General features: G+C 35.5%; 10 protein-coding genes. 3 read left to right on the top strand and 7 right to left on the bottom strand.

What is annotated here, in order from left to right; all coding sequences use genetic code 11:
• Positions 1-859: 859 nt before the first annotated feature.
• The 7 genes from NZ698_RS18460 to NZ698_RS18430 form a co-directional block, all read right to left on the bottom strand.
• Positions 860-1,186: a VanZ family protein gene (locus NZ698_RS18460; protein WP_263004718.1), complete on the bottom strand. Its 327-nt coding sequence runs from the start codon at positions 1,184-1,186 to the stop codon at positions 860-862.
• A 25-nt stretch (positions 1,187-1,211) separates the two neighbouring features.
• Positions 1,212-1,589: a glycine cleavage system protein GcvH gene (gene gcvH / locus NZ698_RS18455; RefSeq protein ID WP_263004717.1), complete on the bottom strand. Its 378-nt coding sequence runs from the start codon at positions 1,587-1,589 to the stop codon at positions 1,212-1,214.
• A 225-nt stretch (positions 1,590-1,814) separates the two neighbouring features.
• The gene (gene sov, locus NZ698_RS18450) at positions 1,815-8,921 is read right to left on the bottom strand and encodes a T9SS outer membrane translocon Sov/SprA (protein ID WP_263004716.1); all 7,107 of its coding nucleotides are present in this window, start codon (positions 8,919-8,921) and stop codon (positions 1,815-1,817) included.
• A gap of 6 nt (positions 8,922-8,927) precedes the next feature.
• The gene (ruvA, locus tag NZ698_RS18445) at positions 8,928-9,512 is read right to left on the bottom strand and encodes a Holliday junction branch migration protein RuvA (RefSeq protein WP_263004723.1); all 585 of its coding nucleotides are present in this window, start codon (positions 9,510-9,512) and stop codon (positions 8,928-8,930) included.
• A gap of 285 nt (positions 9,513-9,797) precedes the next feature.
• Positions 9,798-12,086 carry an NADP-dependent malic enzyme gene (locus tag NZ698_RS18440; RefSeq protein WP_263004715.1) on the bottom strand — a complete coding sequence of 763 codons (2,289 nt, stop codon included), beginning with the start codon at positions 12,084-12,086 and terminating at the stop codon, positions 9,798-9,800.
• 16 nt (positions 12,087-12,102) lie between these two features.
• The gene (locus tag NZ698_RS18435; RefSeq protein ID WP_263004714.1) at positions 12,103-12,954 is read right to left on the bottom strand and encodes a BadF/BadG/BcrA/BcrD ATPase family protein; all 852 of its coding nucleotides are present in this window, start codon (positions 12,952-12,954) and stop codon (positions 12,103-12,105) included.
• A gap of 86 nt (positions 12,955-13,040) precedes the next feature.
• Complete coding sequence (locus NZ698_RS18430) at positions 13,041-13,304, bottom strand: hypothetical protein (RefSeq protein ID WP_263004713.1); 264 nt, start codon at positions 13,302-13,304, stop codon at positions 13,041-13,043.
• 229 nt (positions 13,305-13,533) lie between these two features.
• On the opposite strand from NZ698_RS18430, the gene NZ698_RS18425 reads away from it, so the two are divergent.
• The 3 genes from NZ698_RS18425 to NZ698_RS18415 are packed head-to-tail and all read left to right on the top strand — an operon-like array spanning position 13,534 to position 16,539.
• Positions 13,534-13,992: a GtrA family protein gene (locus tag NZ698_RS18425; protein WP_263004712.1), complete on the top strand. Its 459-nt coding sequence runs from the start codon at positions 13,534-13,536 to the stop codon at positions 13,990-13,992.
• 3 nt (positions 13,993-13,995) lie between these two features.
• On the top strand, positions 13,996-14,721 hold the full coding sequence (locus tag NZ698_RS18420) for a lysophospholipid acyltransferase family protein (RefSeq protein WP_263004711.1): 726 nt from the start codon (positions 13,996-13,998) through the stop codon (positions 14,719-14,721).
• Between the two features lie 48 nt (positions 14,722-14,769).
• A complete protein-coding gene (locus tag NZ698_RS18415) occupies positions 14,770-16,539 on the top strand; it encodes an MFS transporter (RefSeq protein ID WP_263004710.1) in 1,770 nt (589 codons plus the stop codon).
• The last annotated feature ends 31 nt before the right edge of the window (positions 16,540-16,570 follow it).

The raw sequence follows: 16,570 nt of genomic DNA, 5'->3' as shown, positions 1-16,570 counted from the left end.
TCTTATCTCAACACCTAATCTATCCACTCCTGCGCTCCCAGTATCGGGACTGCAAAGATAAAAACTTTTTTTATTCCCACAAATTTTATTTACACAAAATTTATTGAGATTTTTAAGTTAATTTCTATTCAGAGTTTTTGTTCCTGCCCATCTAAAAGGCTCTTCTGCGCTACCTCAAACTTCCGTTTTTCAGTGGGGCAAAGATACGGCAGCACCCTATACAAAACAAATGTTTGCAACTCTAATTTTTTAAATGTGGAAAACTAAAAGGTTAAAACGCTGATGAGATAGGCATTAGTTTGAAAAATGGACTTATCCACAATCATCATATTATCTTATCCATCACTAAGGACTGCATATTTTGGTATTTGAAATGTGTCATTCAGGGTAGAATCGCTAGTATTCTTATATATAATGATGATACTTTTACTTTCAAAATAACTTTGCAATTGAAAACTGTATCTACTATATATATGTATGTATGAAAATTATAATTTTCTGTCGCGCCCATTGAATGCCATTGTTACAAATGAAGTATTCTACAAACTTCTTACTCCGCAGAAATAATCAGAGGAGTTTATTTTGAAAGTGATAAAGGAGAAGTTTCAAAAAGTCATCCAGAGTTCTACAGAAAGTAGATATCTTAAATACAATAAATTAGTACCGTGAAATAAATCTTTGGCAAATCGTGATCTTCGGACAAATCCCATAGCCCCGATAGAAACGGCATCCTTTTTTAGATTGCCGATGCAAAGCAGCGGTAATCTAAAAAAGATATAGTGGATAGCGGGATTAAGCTCCTGAAAAAGAAAAAAACGAAATTGTAAAGATAAACGTCTGATGAAAGTGTAATGATCTGTCAGAAAAATCTTTTGACTAATACCTTATATATATAGTATCCAATGAGACAACCGATGGTGTCGGCAACAATGTCTAAGGTTTCCATGGATCTGCCGAAGTGCATTTCTTCCTGTAGAATTTCTGTGAGGAATGCATATATAAGGATGATCTGAAAGAAGTATGAGAATTTGATTCTCGGGAAGGCCGCCATGAACGCAAAACCCAGCATCGCAAATATTCCTAAATGCAAAACTTTGTCGATGCCATTGAACATAAAGAAATACTCATGGTTTTCTATACCCGGACGGAGGAGCATATAAGTAAGAAATGCCCAATAAATGGGCAATATCTTAATAAATATGTTTGAAATCTTATCCAATTATTTCCTGGTATTCTTCTGCAGAAAGTAATTCTGACTGATCTGCACCGTCAGCAATCTCCAATTTGATGATCCAACCGTTTCCGTAAGGTTCTGTGTTTAGTAATTCAGGCTGATCTTCTAAAGCAGCATTGAACTCAATCACTTTTCCTGAAATTGGCAAGAACAGATCGGAAACTGTTTTTACAGCTTCTACACTTCCGAAAACGTCTCCTCCATTGATGTCATCATCTACAGTATCTACATCTACATAAACGATATCTCCCAACTCTCCTTGTGCAAAGTCTGTAATTCCAATCGTAGCGATGTTACCTTCAATCTTTACCCACTCGTGATCTTTAGTGTACTTTAATTCTGATGGTGTGTTCATTTTAATTTTTTATTTAATATTGACAAATTTATTCAAAATAGAGATATGCTCAAAGAAAAATAAATGATTATTTGATGAGCGGGAAGTTTGGGGTTGAACGATGGAAGTTTGTTTGCTTGATAGATTAAAAATTAAAAGATGCAAATATTAAATGGTTACAAGTAAAAGCATTTTATTAAAATAAAAATCCCTCTCTATAAAGAAAGGGATTTTAACTTAATCTTTTTATAATCCTCCGGAATCACCAAAAGTAAAGGTTGCTGAAATACCTGCTCTAATGGTTGATAGCGGGAACGCAGTTGAGATTTTATATTTTGAAGTCATCTGCTCGTAGAATACTCTTAAGTTCAGGTTTTCTGAAACGTTGTAATCTGCAGCCAATTTAATGTTCATCAATTTCTGACCTCCTGTTACCTGTGAATCATCCAATAAGATATTCATAATACTTGTGCGGCTGTCTCTCAATGAAATATCTCCTCTAATATTCAGATCACTTCCCTTACCTCTTCCGCCTCTTCTGGTAGTGGCCATGTTTCCTAGTCTGAAGTTCCTTACGATATAGCCCAATCTCACTACATATTCTGTATTGGAATCTTCGGTCAAAGTATGATTGACAAGCCCTAACAACAAGGTTCTCATTTTATTGTACTGTAAGCCAAACTGAAAATTATTTCTCATCGTAACATCAATTCCCAAAAGTGGAGAGAAAGCTTCCACATAACCTACCTGAGCAAATGTATAAGGATTGATGTAATCATCATTCACATCTCTTGCGCCTACACTACTATTGAAATAATCAATACTTGATTGAATACCTGTTGCAGTATATGTTGCATTGTAACTGTGCAGGATATCAAACTTTGTAAACTGTCCACTGATAATCGGTATGTTTTTCAACCCTGAATAAATAATTCTCCAGTTTGGAAGTGGCATACCTGCTTTTTTAGGATTTCCAATTGCTTTGGCTGCTTTTCCTTCAACGGCAGCTCGGAATGCCGGAATTAATACATACGCATTGGAGATACTGTTACCATCGGTAAATCCATCATTTTCTATTGCACCACCCAACTGTTGGGAGATAAGTCGTGCATTTGTTCTGATTGATTCGTAAACTGCCTGTCCACTTTGGAAAGCTGTATTTACAAGTACGACTGAGTTTGAGTAACTCACCATATCACTGGCAAAAGTTAAATTCGGATTTGAGAAACCATCATTATCACGGAAGTTGAATCCTGTTTGTGAGAAGTTTCGGTTGTATGTTTGCAAAACATTAAAATCAATTCTAAAATCATTGACCGGCATCATCTGAAGATTTGCACGAAGTTCCCTTGTTGACATTTTCACATAAGGATCAATCATATAATCTGAATCACTTACCCATCCGTTTTCGATTACCGTACGTCTGATGTCTGCCTGAGAACCTAAAAGGAACCCGATTGTTGGACCTCCTAAAGTTTGACCATAACCATAGCCATTCGGAGCAGATAATAATCCTGGAAGAACCGTTCCGTTGTTTTCAGAATAGTTAACATCTAATTGTTTAAATGATGTCAATAAAAATGCTGCATTCTGTAAAATCGACAACTTGTTTTTAAACTTATATCTTTTATACTTATATCTGTTTTTATCCCAAGCCTGAGTGTAAACATTGTTTAATGAATCCATTTCCTGCTTACGCTTCTGGAGAGTTGCTGACATTTTTTTGAAATAGGCAAACTGACCAAAAAACTTCGGAATATCTGCTGTTGCTGTCGCCTGAATAATATTCGTGTTCTGACCGATTGATCCTAAACTTTCTCTTTGATTTGTATCTGGATTAATATATTGGCTCAAAACGGTAGATCTTGCATTCCAATTATATGTGAAGCCGTACTGCAATTCTGCATCGATAAAGTCTAAATATGGAACCAACTGGAACGGCAATTTATAATTTAACTGCACTCTGTGATTGTACAATACAGGTCTTCCTGATCTGAAAATGTTTCCAAAAATAGAAGAATTATCCATGGTGTTGACATCCACATTATCATTCAGTGTTCTCGTCAGAGAGTTGATTTCTAATTTTAAAGATTTAGTAAAATTAAATCCTAAACCATACTGCCATCCGAAATAGAAATTTCTGTTTTTGATCGCCGCAAAATCATCCCCTAAGTTTCCACTTAAAATAGCATCGATATTTCTAAATTCAAGCTCATTGTAATTTCGGTCTAATTCTGTTCTGAAAGATATTCTTGTAGGCACCGGATTAAAATTGAATTCTTTAATCCATCTCAAATATTTAGTTGACTTTGCGGTATCGCTGATCATTTTATTGAATGGCTTAATTACCCATGGCTTGAATGTGTAATTATAATCAACAAATCCCCTGAAATATTGTCTGTAATTCTTCTTGGTATAAATATCTCTGTAATAATCGTCATTGTAAACAGCAGTTACAGAAAGGTTTTCTACATCATAGAATCTTGGTTTACTGTTTTCTTTTACCCTTTCTTTACGCATATTTACAACACCTAAACTTCTCTGCTGGGTATAGGTTCTTGCTACTTTCTTCAGTTCTTCTTTGTTGGCTGCTTTGCTAAATTCAACATCGGTATCCAAAGGATTGTATTTCGGATCTTCGATGGTTTGCGAATAAGAATAGTTCAACGGAATTTTCACTCCTGTTTTTTCAGGTAAGAATTTATCTACATTCACCTGAGTGTTTACGCTGAATGCCGATTGCGTTGACTGATTTCTTTCTGCCGGTTTTGAATCTATATTTCCAAAACCAACCGAAGTATAAGAACCGTTTGCATTCACTACTGCAAAATCGCCAAGGTTAAAATTTAAACTTGCATTTCCGGCATAACCACCATCATTTTCAATTTCAGAAAGACGGATTTCGTTTACCCAAAGAATTCTGTCCATAGATGTAGAACCTGATTCTCCGGCATTTCTTATTCCGACCATTATTGTCGTCACGTTACCTAAACTAGGACGACCTTTAATGTATATTTTCTTAAATGTATCGCCTCCTCCAAACTCCGAATCTTCTGATCTTTTAATGATCTCAGTAGGAGATTTTTTATCTCTTCTGATTTTTGCATCAACAAAGTTTTGGATTTCCAAATCAACATCATTTTCAAAAGGCCAAATATCCATTGGCGACGTTGCTGTCTTGGGTGTAATTTTTAGAGAAGATTCATATTCATAATAATTGTCTGTAGCATCACTTCCAAAACGTATAAAGAATTTTGTATTTTTATCAATACCCGTAGCTCTATTAGTTGGATCTTGAGCATGTACAAAAAGTTTTAATTTTTTATATCTTCTCATATCCAAAGTAGTATTTTTAAATACTCCTCTAGCCTCATTAGCAGGAAGTGATGTAGCTTTCATATATAATGAAGCTTCATTTTGTCTCTGTGCACCTGCATTTCCGCTCAATACCTGTCTGTCAATTCCAGGAGGCAGTACATAAGGTGGTTGATTTAATGCATTCTCCTCTATATTTACACTTCCAACTTCAAAATCATTGAGAGTAATATTTGTTAATCCCTCATCTGTAGCTGGATCAGGAGTTGACGGAGTTGGCGGGGTTGCTGAAGTATTAAAAAACTTTGCAAGATTTTTAGGATATCTTCTCCAGTCTGATCTTACTAAATCCATCGTACCAAATCTCAAAGTAGAAGTCTGCTCAAATCCTGTCATTAGTAATCTTGCAAATCTTACGTTGTTAAGAATTGAAGCATTTTTATCTCCACCAAGATTCGGCTGATTAGGATTATTAAAATCTGAAACCGGAATTCTAAATAAATACCATTTCACCTGAGAATTTTGTCCGTTCTGGAAGGTAGCAGTTACTGTTTTTCTGTCAACGATGTAATTATCAGTTCCTGTTTCTAAGCTTGCTTTATCTAAATTAACAACATATTCGTTATAATTTTCGCTCTGATCAAGGTTATAATCTTTGTTGATATCTTCTGCATCCGGAGTTTGTGAAGCAACTTCAAGAGAATTACTTTGTGAGTTTCCTTCAGGACCTCTGAAATACTTGTATCTCTGTACAATTGAAGCAGCCTGGCTTCCTGTAAATCTTTCAGACATATAGAATACAAAATCATCAACTGCAGGGTCAGAAAGATTCAATACCGGATTGACAAATGTATTTCCGAATTTCATTGATTCCTGATCTGAAGTTAAACCATCATATCCTGCATCCTGAATCGTACGTTCTGTGCCTTCTGTTGAAAACGCATAAAGAATTGCAGGTTGCTTTGGCTGTATCCCCCAATTTGAGTTGGATGTCGAAGAAGTCTGAGAAGGAACTGGCAATCCGTTTTCGTACTGCATAAATCCGTCTTTCAAAATATCTTCACTTACATTTCCTAACTGAAGTCGTAATTTTGGTTGAGTTCCCAAATCATTTCCGTCAGCATAAGGATCCATCATCCAGAATTCTACATATTCGATATTTGAATTGATAAAGTTGGAAACCTGAATCGGTCTCATAATTCCAGCCCATCTTTGCAGCGGAGTTTCTGAAGCCGGATTCACATTATAAGGTCCTTTTTCCAGAGGATAATACGAAATATCAAACGTATTGGTGAAAGTTTGCTCACCTGCTACGAAATCCCTGTTATTAAATATCTCTGAAAACTGAACTCTCCTTGAAGCGTGATTAGAAACCGACTGTGCAGTAATTCCTGCAGGAGCTCTTCCTCCAACTCCCCAAAATCTTGGGTCAATATTGTACCATGACAGCAAACCTCTTCCGTAACCATTTGTAAGATTATCATTGGCTCCGGCTCCACTGAAGATCGGTTGACTTTGGTTTTTTTCAGGTTTTGAAGCTAAGCTCCATGCCGCTGGTTCTTTTAAAGAAATTTTTGAAGTCGTTTGTTCAAAGTCATCAATATAAGATTGATCATTTGTTCCTTTATTGATGCCCGGAAGCAAATATGCTCCTTCCATTTTGAAATTCAGATTGGATGGTGCTTCAGTATTAATTCCAGGAATTTTGTCGGTTAATCTTGTCAGGAAAGGAAGCTGATTGTTGTACATCATGTTGATTCCCGCCATCGTATTATTTACGGCTTCCTGACCATAGTTTACTTTTTGAGTAAGAGGAGATTCGGAATAGTTAACAACCGTTCCACCAAAAATAAAGTTTTCGCTGACTCTTCTTTCTAAATTTACCCCTAAGAATCTTTTTCTCTGCGTATTAAATGTCAGCTGATTTTCTAATGAAATATTAATTGCCTGACCAGATTGTTTTACATTTTCATTAATGATCGTCACTGATCCCAACATATAATCGACGGTATAGTCAACACCTTCTGTAAGCTGAACTCCATTTGCAGAAACTTTTACCGAACCTTGAGGAACGTTTACTGCACCTAAAGAAATACCCTGTCCTTGAGCCCCTTTGTAACGACCTTCCATCGTATATCGTTGTGAAAGATTGTTTGATTGTGCTACATTTTTCTGTTGGGTATATAGATCTGTAAATACATATTGCGGATCATTACTTCCTAATACCTGTGCTATATAACCACCAAAAGGCTGGACTTTGGTATAAATCAATTTTCCTAATTCCGGACGAATGGTAATTCCGCTCACGAAATCAAAAATTCCGTCACCCAAGACTCCATTGTTATTTTGCAAATCGCCGTTGACGTTGAGTCGGTCCCAATTTAATAATTTCAATAAATTGGTATTTTGTACAGGAGTATTGGGAAGATAATTGACCTTACCTCCGGTTTGAGCATCTCTGTAGTAAATATTTAAAATAAAACCATCTCTATCCACCTGTCCTGCATCCAGTGCGTAAATATTCTTCATCATTAAGTTCCACAAAGGAGAAGTAACATCTACTTTGGAGTTGGATCTTAATAGTTTGGTTACCAAAACAGGACTTTCTTCTGAGAATTCTCCGACTTTGTACACCTGATTAGTTCCATTAACTGTATAAGAATATGAAACGGCTAAAAGCTGATTATCATTCAGTCTTTGATTTAATGAAATATATCCTAACTGCGGATGAAAGGTAAATTCATTAGAATTTAATCTTCGAACTTTACTGTTTAAGATAAAATGCTCCCCATTATCGTAAGGCACTGTGCTTCCCGGAAAAGTCTGTCCCTGGAAATTCGGTAGATAGTTTTTCCCTTGCTCTCTTGGAGTTCCTATAGCATTTGATACAGCTTGGTAAAGTCCGTTTTGGGTATTATCCGGAGTGCCTGAAGGACCGTCTCCCAAATCTCTGATCCCTACAATACTTTTCTGATAAGCTAAGTTGGAATTTCCCTGGTCTAAAACCCAAACCTCCATTCTGCTGATATTGATTCTGGAGTTGATCTGAGGATAATTTTGCAATGCAGCATCATAATTATCAAGGAAATATTGTCCGATAAAGTAATGCTGATTGTCTTCATAATCGATGGCATTTACTTTGAAATTGCTCATCACACCACCACCTTGTACAACAATATTTCTTGCTTCACCCTGTTGTTGAGAAAGCACTACAGTTCCGTAAGTTTTACCTAATTGAAATTCTGTTTTCACCCCAAAAAGTGATTCTGAACCACGAATTAAACTTGTCGAAAGCGGCATATTTACGTTACCAAATTCAACTCTTTTAATGATTTTATCTTCACCACCTGCATTTGGTTTATTCACATCACCCAAACCTTTCGTCTGAAGATCTTTCCATGTACCTTTCGACTGCCAAACCAAATTCATTCTGTTCTCGAATGCAAATCCGCTTTGAGTATCATAATTGGCTTTTAACTGAAGATTCTCACCTACTTTTCCAATTAACCCCAATTGAATTCTCTGATCAATATCAAATGTAAAACTGGTTCTGTTTTGAGGTAAAATCAAAGGGTTATCAATTTTCTGATAGAGTCCTGCAAAATCAAAAGAGGCATATCCTGAAGGAATAATTTCAATTTTATTGCTCCCGAAAATGCTCTCAAACAGTCTGTTATTAATGGTCAATGAAGGTATAAGACCTCTTCTCTGAGCCTCAGAAGTATCTTTCCTGTAAAGTAAACTATACCTTTCAGATTTATCTTTGTAATATGCTCTCGCCTGTTGAGCCTCCATGAATTCTTTATAATCTTCCGGAGACATGGCAGTTGGCTGACCTGTAACGGTATTTCCGATTTTAGGATACACATAGTACATCCCGGTTTTGATATCGTAATAGCCTTCGTAATAGGTAGGATCTGTTACTTTATAGTCCTTTTTTATTGAAAACGCTTCCGGATTTACCTGACCAAATAGATTGATTGATAAGAATAAAAATGACAGGAACGAATATATCTTGAGAAACTTATTATTTTCCACCAAAAGTTAAATATTTTTTAAAATTTGTTTTACCAATTCTTCAACAGAAATCTCCGGATCCTGCTTGATGATACGATCAGCAATCTTCTCGCTCATCCTTTTAGAAATTCCTAAAACTTCTAATGCAGATAACGCTTCATCCTTACTTTTATTATTTGCCAATACAGAATTATTTTCTTCTATACTGCCGAATTTCTGGACTTTATCTTTCAAATCAACGATGATTCTCTCTGCAGTTTTTGTCCCCAAACCTTTTGCTTTCTGAATTACGGCACTATTTTTGGAAAGTATAGCTGTGGCAATCTCGGAAAGACTTAAAGTTGATAGTAAAATCAATGCTGACACAGCACCGACTCCGTTAACACTTATTAAGAGATTAAACATTTCTTTTTCAGAACGAGTCTTAAAACCAAAAAGTAAATGTGCGTCTTCGCGTATAATTTGCTGAATGAAAAGCATGGTTTCCTGATTCAAAGTCAGGGTTTGTGAAGTCATTAAACTGATGCCCACATAATACCCAACGCCATTGACATTGACTACCACATAAGTCGGTGTAAGCTCCTGAACAATTCCTTGTAAAGAAAATATCATCATTAATTTTTATAACTTCCAAATATAGTAATTTAAACTAAGTAATAAATTCATTTAACACAAGAATGATATTTAACTTTTTTTGTAATTGTGGAGGCAATGATTTGGCTTAAAAAGAAGAAACTTCAAAAAATTTAATTCTTAAAATAGATCCACTAAATAAAAAAAGCGGTCAGAATTCTATGAATTCTGACCGCTTTTTTTATAAATTTTGTTTGATAGGATTTTATCTTATCTCTTATTAGGCCGTCCCTTTGGGACTTTCATAATAATTCATTAACATAATTATTTCTTCGCTTCTCTTCTCTGAGCATCCAAAACTGCAACAGTTGCCAAGTTCACAATCTCATCAACGCTTGAACGCATTTGTAAAACGTGGACAGGCTGCTTCAGTCCCATCAAAATCGGTCCGATTACCTGCGCAACCTTCATTCCTCTGATGATTTTGTAAGATAAATTGGCAGATTCCAGATTCGGGAAAATGAATGTGTTTGCCGGAGTTGTTCCTAATTTTGAGAATGGATAGTCACTTAAATGATCTGCATTCATCGCAAAATCAGGTTGAATTTCTCCATCAACAATCATTTTCGGGAATTTCTCGTGAAGAATGCTTACTGCTTTTGCAACTTTCTTAGAAGTATCGGAAATTGCTGCAAAGTTTTCAAAACCTAACATTGCAATTCTTGGTTCGATTGCAAAAGATTTTACGGTGTGTTCTGCCATTTTAGCAATATTCACCAGATCTTCAGCACTCGGATTCTGATTGATTGAAGTATCTGCAAAGAAAATAGGTTTCTTTTCAGACAAGATCATCATCATTGCCGCAACTTTTTCAACCCCTTTTTCTTTTTCGATCACTTCTAAAACAGGTCTTAAAGTAGAGACATAATTTTTAGAGAAACCAACAATCAATCCGTCGGTGTCTCCATGTTTCAACATCAAAGGTCCGAAATAATCTCGCTGACGAACGTATCTTTTCGCTTTGTACTCGTTCATCCCTTTTCGCTGACGAAGTTTCCAAAGCGTTTCTCTGTATTTTTTTCTGTTTTCTTTCTGGTCGTCATCACTTGGATCGATAATCGGAACATCAATATTGATCCCGAAACGCTCCATCTGTTCTTTAACGTATTTTTTATCTCCTAAAAGACTTGGATATGCAATTCCTTCCTCATACAAAATTTGCGCAGCCTTCAAAACGTTGTATTCTTCAGCATTCCCTAATGTAATTCTCTTAGGATTTGCTTTTGCACGGTTCTGCATCATTCTCACCAATTTCTCATCTCTTCCCATTCTGTCAAGAAGCTGAGTTTCATATTCGTCAAAATCTGTGATCGTTTTTCTGGCAATTCCACTGTCAATCGCTGCTTTAGCTACGGCACTTGAAACCTTGGTAATTAATCTGTTATCAAATGGTTTTGGAATAAAATATTCTCTTCCAAACTGTAAATTCTGAACATTATATGCTAAAATTACCGCTTCAGGAACCGGTTCTTTAGCTAAATTAGCAATCGCATGAACAGCGGCTAATTTCATTTCCTCATTAATTCCTTTTGCCTGAACATCCAAAGCACCACGGAAAATATAAGGGAAACCAAGAACGTTGTTCACCTGATTAGGATAATCACTTCTTCCTGTTGCCATGATCACATCTTTTCTCGTAGAAAGCGCCAAATCGTAAGCGATTTCAGGATCAGGATTGGATAATGCAAAAACAATTGGATTTTCTGACATGCTGCTTAACATTTCAGGCGTCATCACATTTCCTTTAGATAAACCAATGAAAACATCTGAACCTTTACACGCATCTTCTAAAGTTTCGATATCCGTCTGAGCAATAAAATCTATTTTTTCAGGCGTAAGGTTTTCTCTTTTATGATTGATAACTCCTTTACTGTCGCACATTAAAATATTTTCTCTTTTCAAACCTAAAGAAATATAGAGATTGGCACAGGCAACAGCTGCTGCTCCTGCTCCATTCACAACCATTTTCACTTCTTCGATATTCTTATTGGCGATCTGAAGTGCGTTGATCAATGCTGCTGCAGAAATAATCGCTGTTCCATGCTGATCATCATGCATTAAAGGAATATCTAACTCTTCTTTTAATCTTTGTTCGATATAAAAAGCTTCCGGAGCTTTGATGTCTTCAAGGTTAATACCACCAAAAGTTGGGGCAATCCCTTTTACAATCTGAATAAATTTATCAGGATCTTTTTCGTCAATTTCGATATCAAAAACATTGATGTCTGCGAAGATTTTAAACAAAAGACCTTTCCCCTCCATTACTGGTTTTGAAGCTTCGGCACCAATGTCACCCAAACCAAGGACAGCTGTTCCGTTTGAAATGACAGCAACCAAATTTCCTTTTCCTGTGTAATCATAAACGGTTTCAGGATGATGATGAATTTCCATACACGGTACGGCAACTCCCGGAGAATATGCCAAAGACAAATCTCTCTGCGAAGAGTGTGGCTTTGAAGGAATGACTTCAATTTTTCCTTTCGGTTCTGCTTTATGATAATCTAACGCGGCCTGATTGAAATTTTTTTCGTCGCGGTGAGTTTTATTCGACATAGAGTTTTCTGTTTTTTTATAGTATATATTTAATATGGTAGTTGACTAAACTTTCGATCGGTTTTTGTACAACGTGTCCCACATTCAATTGAAGTTCTGAAGCTACAGAACGTAGAATATTTTCGTAATAATAAGCAATTGATCCGATAAAATTGATCTCGGATTCTTTTGATTCTTCGTAAGGAATCACTTGATATTCGAAGAAATTTTTCATCTCTTCGGAAACCATTTGGATAAAATAAGGATGATCTTTCCTCTCTACCACAAATTTATTGAAATCTGCAAGGAAAGCATTTGGTCTCGTACTGTGGTACATATTTTTCAATGCCTCATCAATTGTAAGGTGATAGGTATTTTCAAATTCTTCATGAAGATCCTGCGGAAGTTTCTGCATGAAAAATCTTCGCACCAATTGTTTACCAATAGCGCTTCCGCTTCCTTCATCACCAATAAGGATACCTAATGAAGGAAGTTTTATTTTTAAATTTTCTCCGTCAAAGTAACACGAGTTGGAACCCGTACCCATAATACAAACGATTGCAGGCTTTCCGTTGTAAGCTGCATATGCCGCCGCTGCCAAATCTTCTCTTACCGTGATTTTAGCATTCGTAAAAACTCTGCCAACTTCCTGTTCAATGGTATCGCAGTTTTGTTTCACACCACAACCTGAACCATAGAAAAAAATCTTGGTAATTGAGTTTTTGACCGTATTTAGGCTTGTATTTTTTTCAATTTCGGGAACAATAAGTTCTCTGCTGATAAAATTGGGATTAAAACCAATGGTTTCAGTTTTTAGAAAAACATTTTTGAATTCATCTAAAATTACCCAGTCTGATTTTGTAGAACCACTATCAACAATAGCAATCATAATTCATATTTTAAGAGTGCTAAATTATGAATTTATCTTTAAATAGCCCTTAAAAACAGATAAGGAAACCCTCTTAATGATTAAGCTCAGCTTTTGATTTCGGTTTTGTTTTGGTTAAACTGTATAAGCCAGTCTTCTATCTCCTTTTCAAGATAAGAAGTCTGCATTACCATTGCGTTGATAAAGTCGTCGGGAATTGCTTCGCCCTCTTTATTTTCAAGATTCCAAAGTTCATCTGACATATTTTCGTACTCTGAATACACTCTTTTGAAACGAGTATTTTCTTTTTCCAAAGCTTCAATATTTTTTTGCTGAAGCTGAAATTTCCTGTATTTGTTTTGAGATTTCATACAAATATTTTGATTTTTTTAGTGTGTAAAATTTGAGCAACTTGTCTCAATCACTTATTACAAGATAGAAAAACCATCAACAGAATGAGTTGAAAATGAATTTAGTATCAGGTAGATTTTGTTTCTTTCTGAAAATTAAATTTAGAAATTATTTTTACACGAAAAAAAAATTTAACAACTTTTTTCACTGTTTAACATATAGTTATAAATTTGCACATTACTAAAATACATGAGAGAACTATTACTACGCCACAAACAAGTCCTGTTTTTCATCATTGCCGGCGGACTGAGTGCCATTGTAGAAATTGGGAGTTTTAAGATTTTCAGCACCTACCTTCCACAGATATTTTCTCAGGAACAGAATTTTCACGGAATCCATTTTCCTTTAAGTAACATTTTCTCGACGAGTTGCGGAATTGTATCTAATTATTTTCTGAGCATTTGGTTTGTTTTTGAAAGAGGAAAGCATTCGAAGAAGAGAGAGTTTGTTTATTTCATGGGAGTTTCTTTTGTTTCTACCTTACTGAGTTTATTTTTCTTCCAGATATTCTACAGTTTCATATTTAAAGATAATATTGATTTAATTTTTTATACCTTGAGTCCGGAAATGATCAGCAAAATCGCAGCGATTCTCTTGGTTTCCATTCTTAACTATTCGGTGAAGAAGAAAGTAATTTTTAACGGTTAATTTGTGGTAAAGATTTTAAATTATCTCTGGAGGTTTTGGTTGGTTGTTTTAGCATTTTCGCTTACGATCCTATTGGGTTTACCCGTTTATTTATTATCTCTCAACGAGAAAACTTATAAATACGCCTATATTTTTATAAGAATCTGGTGCTACGGCGTTTTCTACGGAATGGGAATGAGATATGAGCTCATCAATCTTACCGATAAAAAGATTGACAAAAATATACAGTATGTTGTCATCTCGAATCATACTTCGATTATGGATATTATGCTTCCATGTATTTTATTTCCTGATCACCCACTTTGCTATGTTGGGAAAAAAGAATTGGTAAAAATCCCTATTTTCGGAACTATATATAAAAGAATTTGTGTCATGGTTGACCGAAGCAGCCCGAGAAGCCGTGCCGATGTCTACCGAAGATGTGCAGAAAAAATGGAAGAAGGCAACAGCATTGTACTTTTCCCGGAAGGTGGTGTTCCCGATGATACTTCGATTGTTTTAGATCAATTTAAAGACGGCGCATTCACCTTATCTTCTAAACATCATTCGCCAATTGCAGTGTTTACTTTCATTGGTTTAAAAGAAATGTTTCCGTTTGACAACTCAAAAGGTTTCCCCGGAAAAGTAAAAGTATATTTCAACGATATTCTTGAACCTACAGATTCTCCGAAGGATTTGAAATTGTCTTCTTTTGAGACAATAAAAAAAACTTTAACTGAACGTAGTTAATCAAAGAAAAAAATTATATTTGTTGTTAAGAATTTTTTAAAAACAAATATGTCTAACACAAATCAACCAACTAATTACCCTGCACTATACACACTCATACTTGTGTTCTTTTTCTGGGGTTTTATTGCAGCGGGAAACAGTATCTTTATTCCTTTCTGTAAAAACTATTTTTCCCTCGACCAGTTTCAGTCACAGCTGATCGATTTTGCATTTTATACAGCCTATTTTCTCGGCGCTTTATTCCTTTTTATTGCGAGTACGATAAAAGGTATAGATATTATTGGAAAATGGGGCTATAAAAAAAGTATTGTTTACGGTTTGCTTCTCTCAGCCGTAGGTGCTGCGATCATGATTATTGCCGTAAAAAGTAATGTGTATTACGGGATGCTTATCGGTTTATTTGTCGTGGCATTAGGTTTTTCTATTCAGCAGACTGCAGCAAACCCCTTTGCCGTTTTACTCGGTGATCCAAAAACAGGAACCAGCCGACAAAATCTTGCAGGAGGTGTCAACTCTTTTGGTACTTCAATCGGTCCTATCATTGTTGGTCTTGCTCTTTTTGGAACAACAGCTACAGTTGATAACGATCAGATCAAACATTTACCATTAGACAAAGTAATTTTACTGTACACTGCAGTTGGAGCTCTATTTTTAATTGCTGCCGGAATTTTTTATTTTTCTAAAAAACTACCTGCAGGAATATCTACAGAACCAATGGAAAAAGCAGGAAAAGCAAGAAAGAATCTGATTGCAATGACTGCTTTAGTCATCATTTGTTTTATTCCTGTATTTGCAAGTTATAATTCAGATGCTTCTAAAAAAATTGAAGTGATCAACAATGAGATAACAGCTTTAGACAACAGCAAAAAATCTGAAACTGATGTTGCAAATATTGCAACTATTCAAAATAATATTGACACTAAAAAAGTCGAATTACAAGAAGTGAAACATCCACTTGAAAAGCAAAGAATGTACTATTTAGGCGGTGCATTATTAGCTGTGGTTCTATGTCTTGTTTATGCCAATACAAGCTCTAAGAAAAACCCTGAAGGATGGGGCGCTATGAAATATCCTCAACTTGTCTTGGGAATGCTTGCAATTCTTGCTTATGTAGGAGTAGAAGTTGCTATCGGAAGTAACCTTGGAGAACTTTTAAGTTTACCTGAATTTGGTGGTCATCAATCTTCTGACTTGGCTCCTTACATTTCTATGTATTGGGGGAGTTTAATGATCGGTAGATGGACTGGAGCAATCAGCGTTTTTAATTTGAATAAACAACAGCAGATGATTGCTACGATTATTGTTCCATTTGTGGCATTTTTCGTTATCATTGGAATTAATATGATTGCTCAAAAAGATATGTCACATCTATATTATTATGCAATTTGTATCGTAATTCAGGTGATTTTGTTCTTAGTAAGTAAAAACAAACCAGCTTTGACTTTGATAATTTTCGGATTATTTGGGGTGACTGCAATGATTATCGGTTTACTCACTACAGGAAATATCGCTATCTATGCATTCCTTTCGGGAGGTTTAGCTTGTAGTATTATGTGGCCATCGATTTTCACTTTGGCTATTACAGGACTAGGAAAATATACAGCTCAAGGTTCTGCATTTTTAGTAATGATGATTTTGGGTGGAGGGATTATCCCGCCATTACAAGGGAAATTATCTGATATTATAGGAATTCATAGTTCATATATCATTCCGGTATTGTGTTTTGCTTACATCACTGTTTTTGCTTACATGGCAAGAAAAGCTTTAAGTAATCAAGGAATTAATGTTGACGTTTTAGAATCTGAAGGTGCACATTAATCAAATAAAAACATATCATAAAAAGAGATTT

The sequence above is a fragment of the Chryseobacterium edaphi genome, from assembly GCF_025628985.1.
GTDB classification, from domain to species: Bacteria; Bacteroidota; Bacteroidia; order Flavobacteriales; family Weeksellaceae; genus Chryseobacterium; species Chryseobacterium edaphi.
Note: the sequence above shows the minus strand (reverse complement) of the source record. Positions and strands in the feature narration are given on the sequence as shown.

What these genes read in the sequence shown, in the direction of transcription:
- gcvH (WP_263004717.1), bottom strand. Translation starts at nt 1,589, where the DNA reads ATGAACACACCATCAGAATTAAAGTACACTAAAGATCACGAGTGGGTA.
- ruvA (WP_263004723.1), bottom strand. Translation starts at nt 9,512, where the DNA reads ATGATATTTTCTTTACAAGGAATTGTTCAGGAGCTTACACCGACTTAT.
- NZ698_RS18440 (WP_263004715.1), bottom strand. Translation starts at nt 12,086, where the DNA reads ATGTCGAATAAAACTCACCGCGACGAAAAAAATTTCAATCAGGCCGCG.
- NZ698_RS18435 (WP_263004714.1), bottom strand. Translation starts at nt 12,954, where the DNA reads ATGATTGCTATTGTTGATAGTGGTTCTACAAAATCAGACTGGGTAATT.
- NZ698_RS18430 (WP_263004713.1), bottom strand. Translation starts at nt 13,304, where the DNA reads ATGAAATCTCAAAACAAATACAGGAAATTTCAGCTTCAGCAAAAAAAT.
- NZ698_RS18425 (WP_263004712.1), top strand. Translation starts at nt 13,534, where the DNA reads ATGAGAGAACTATTACTACGCCACAAACAAGTCCTGTTTTTCATCATT.
- NZ698_RS18415 (WP_263004710.1), top strand. Translation starts at nt 14,770, where the DNA reads ATGTCTAACACAAATCAACCAACTAATTACCCTGCACTATACACACTC.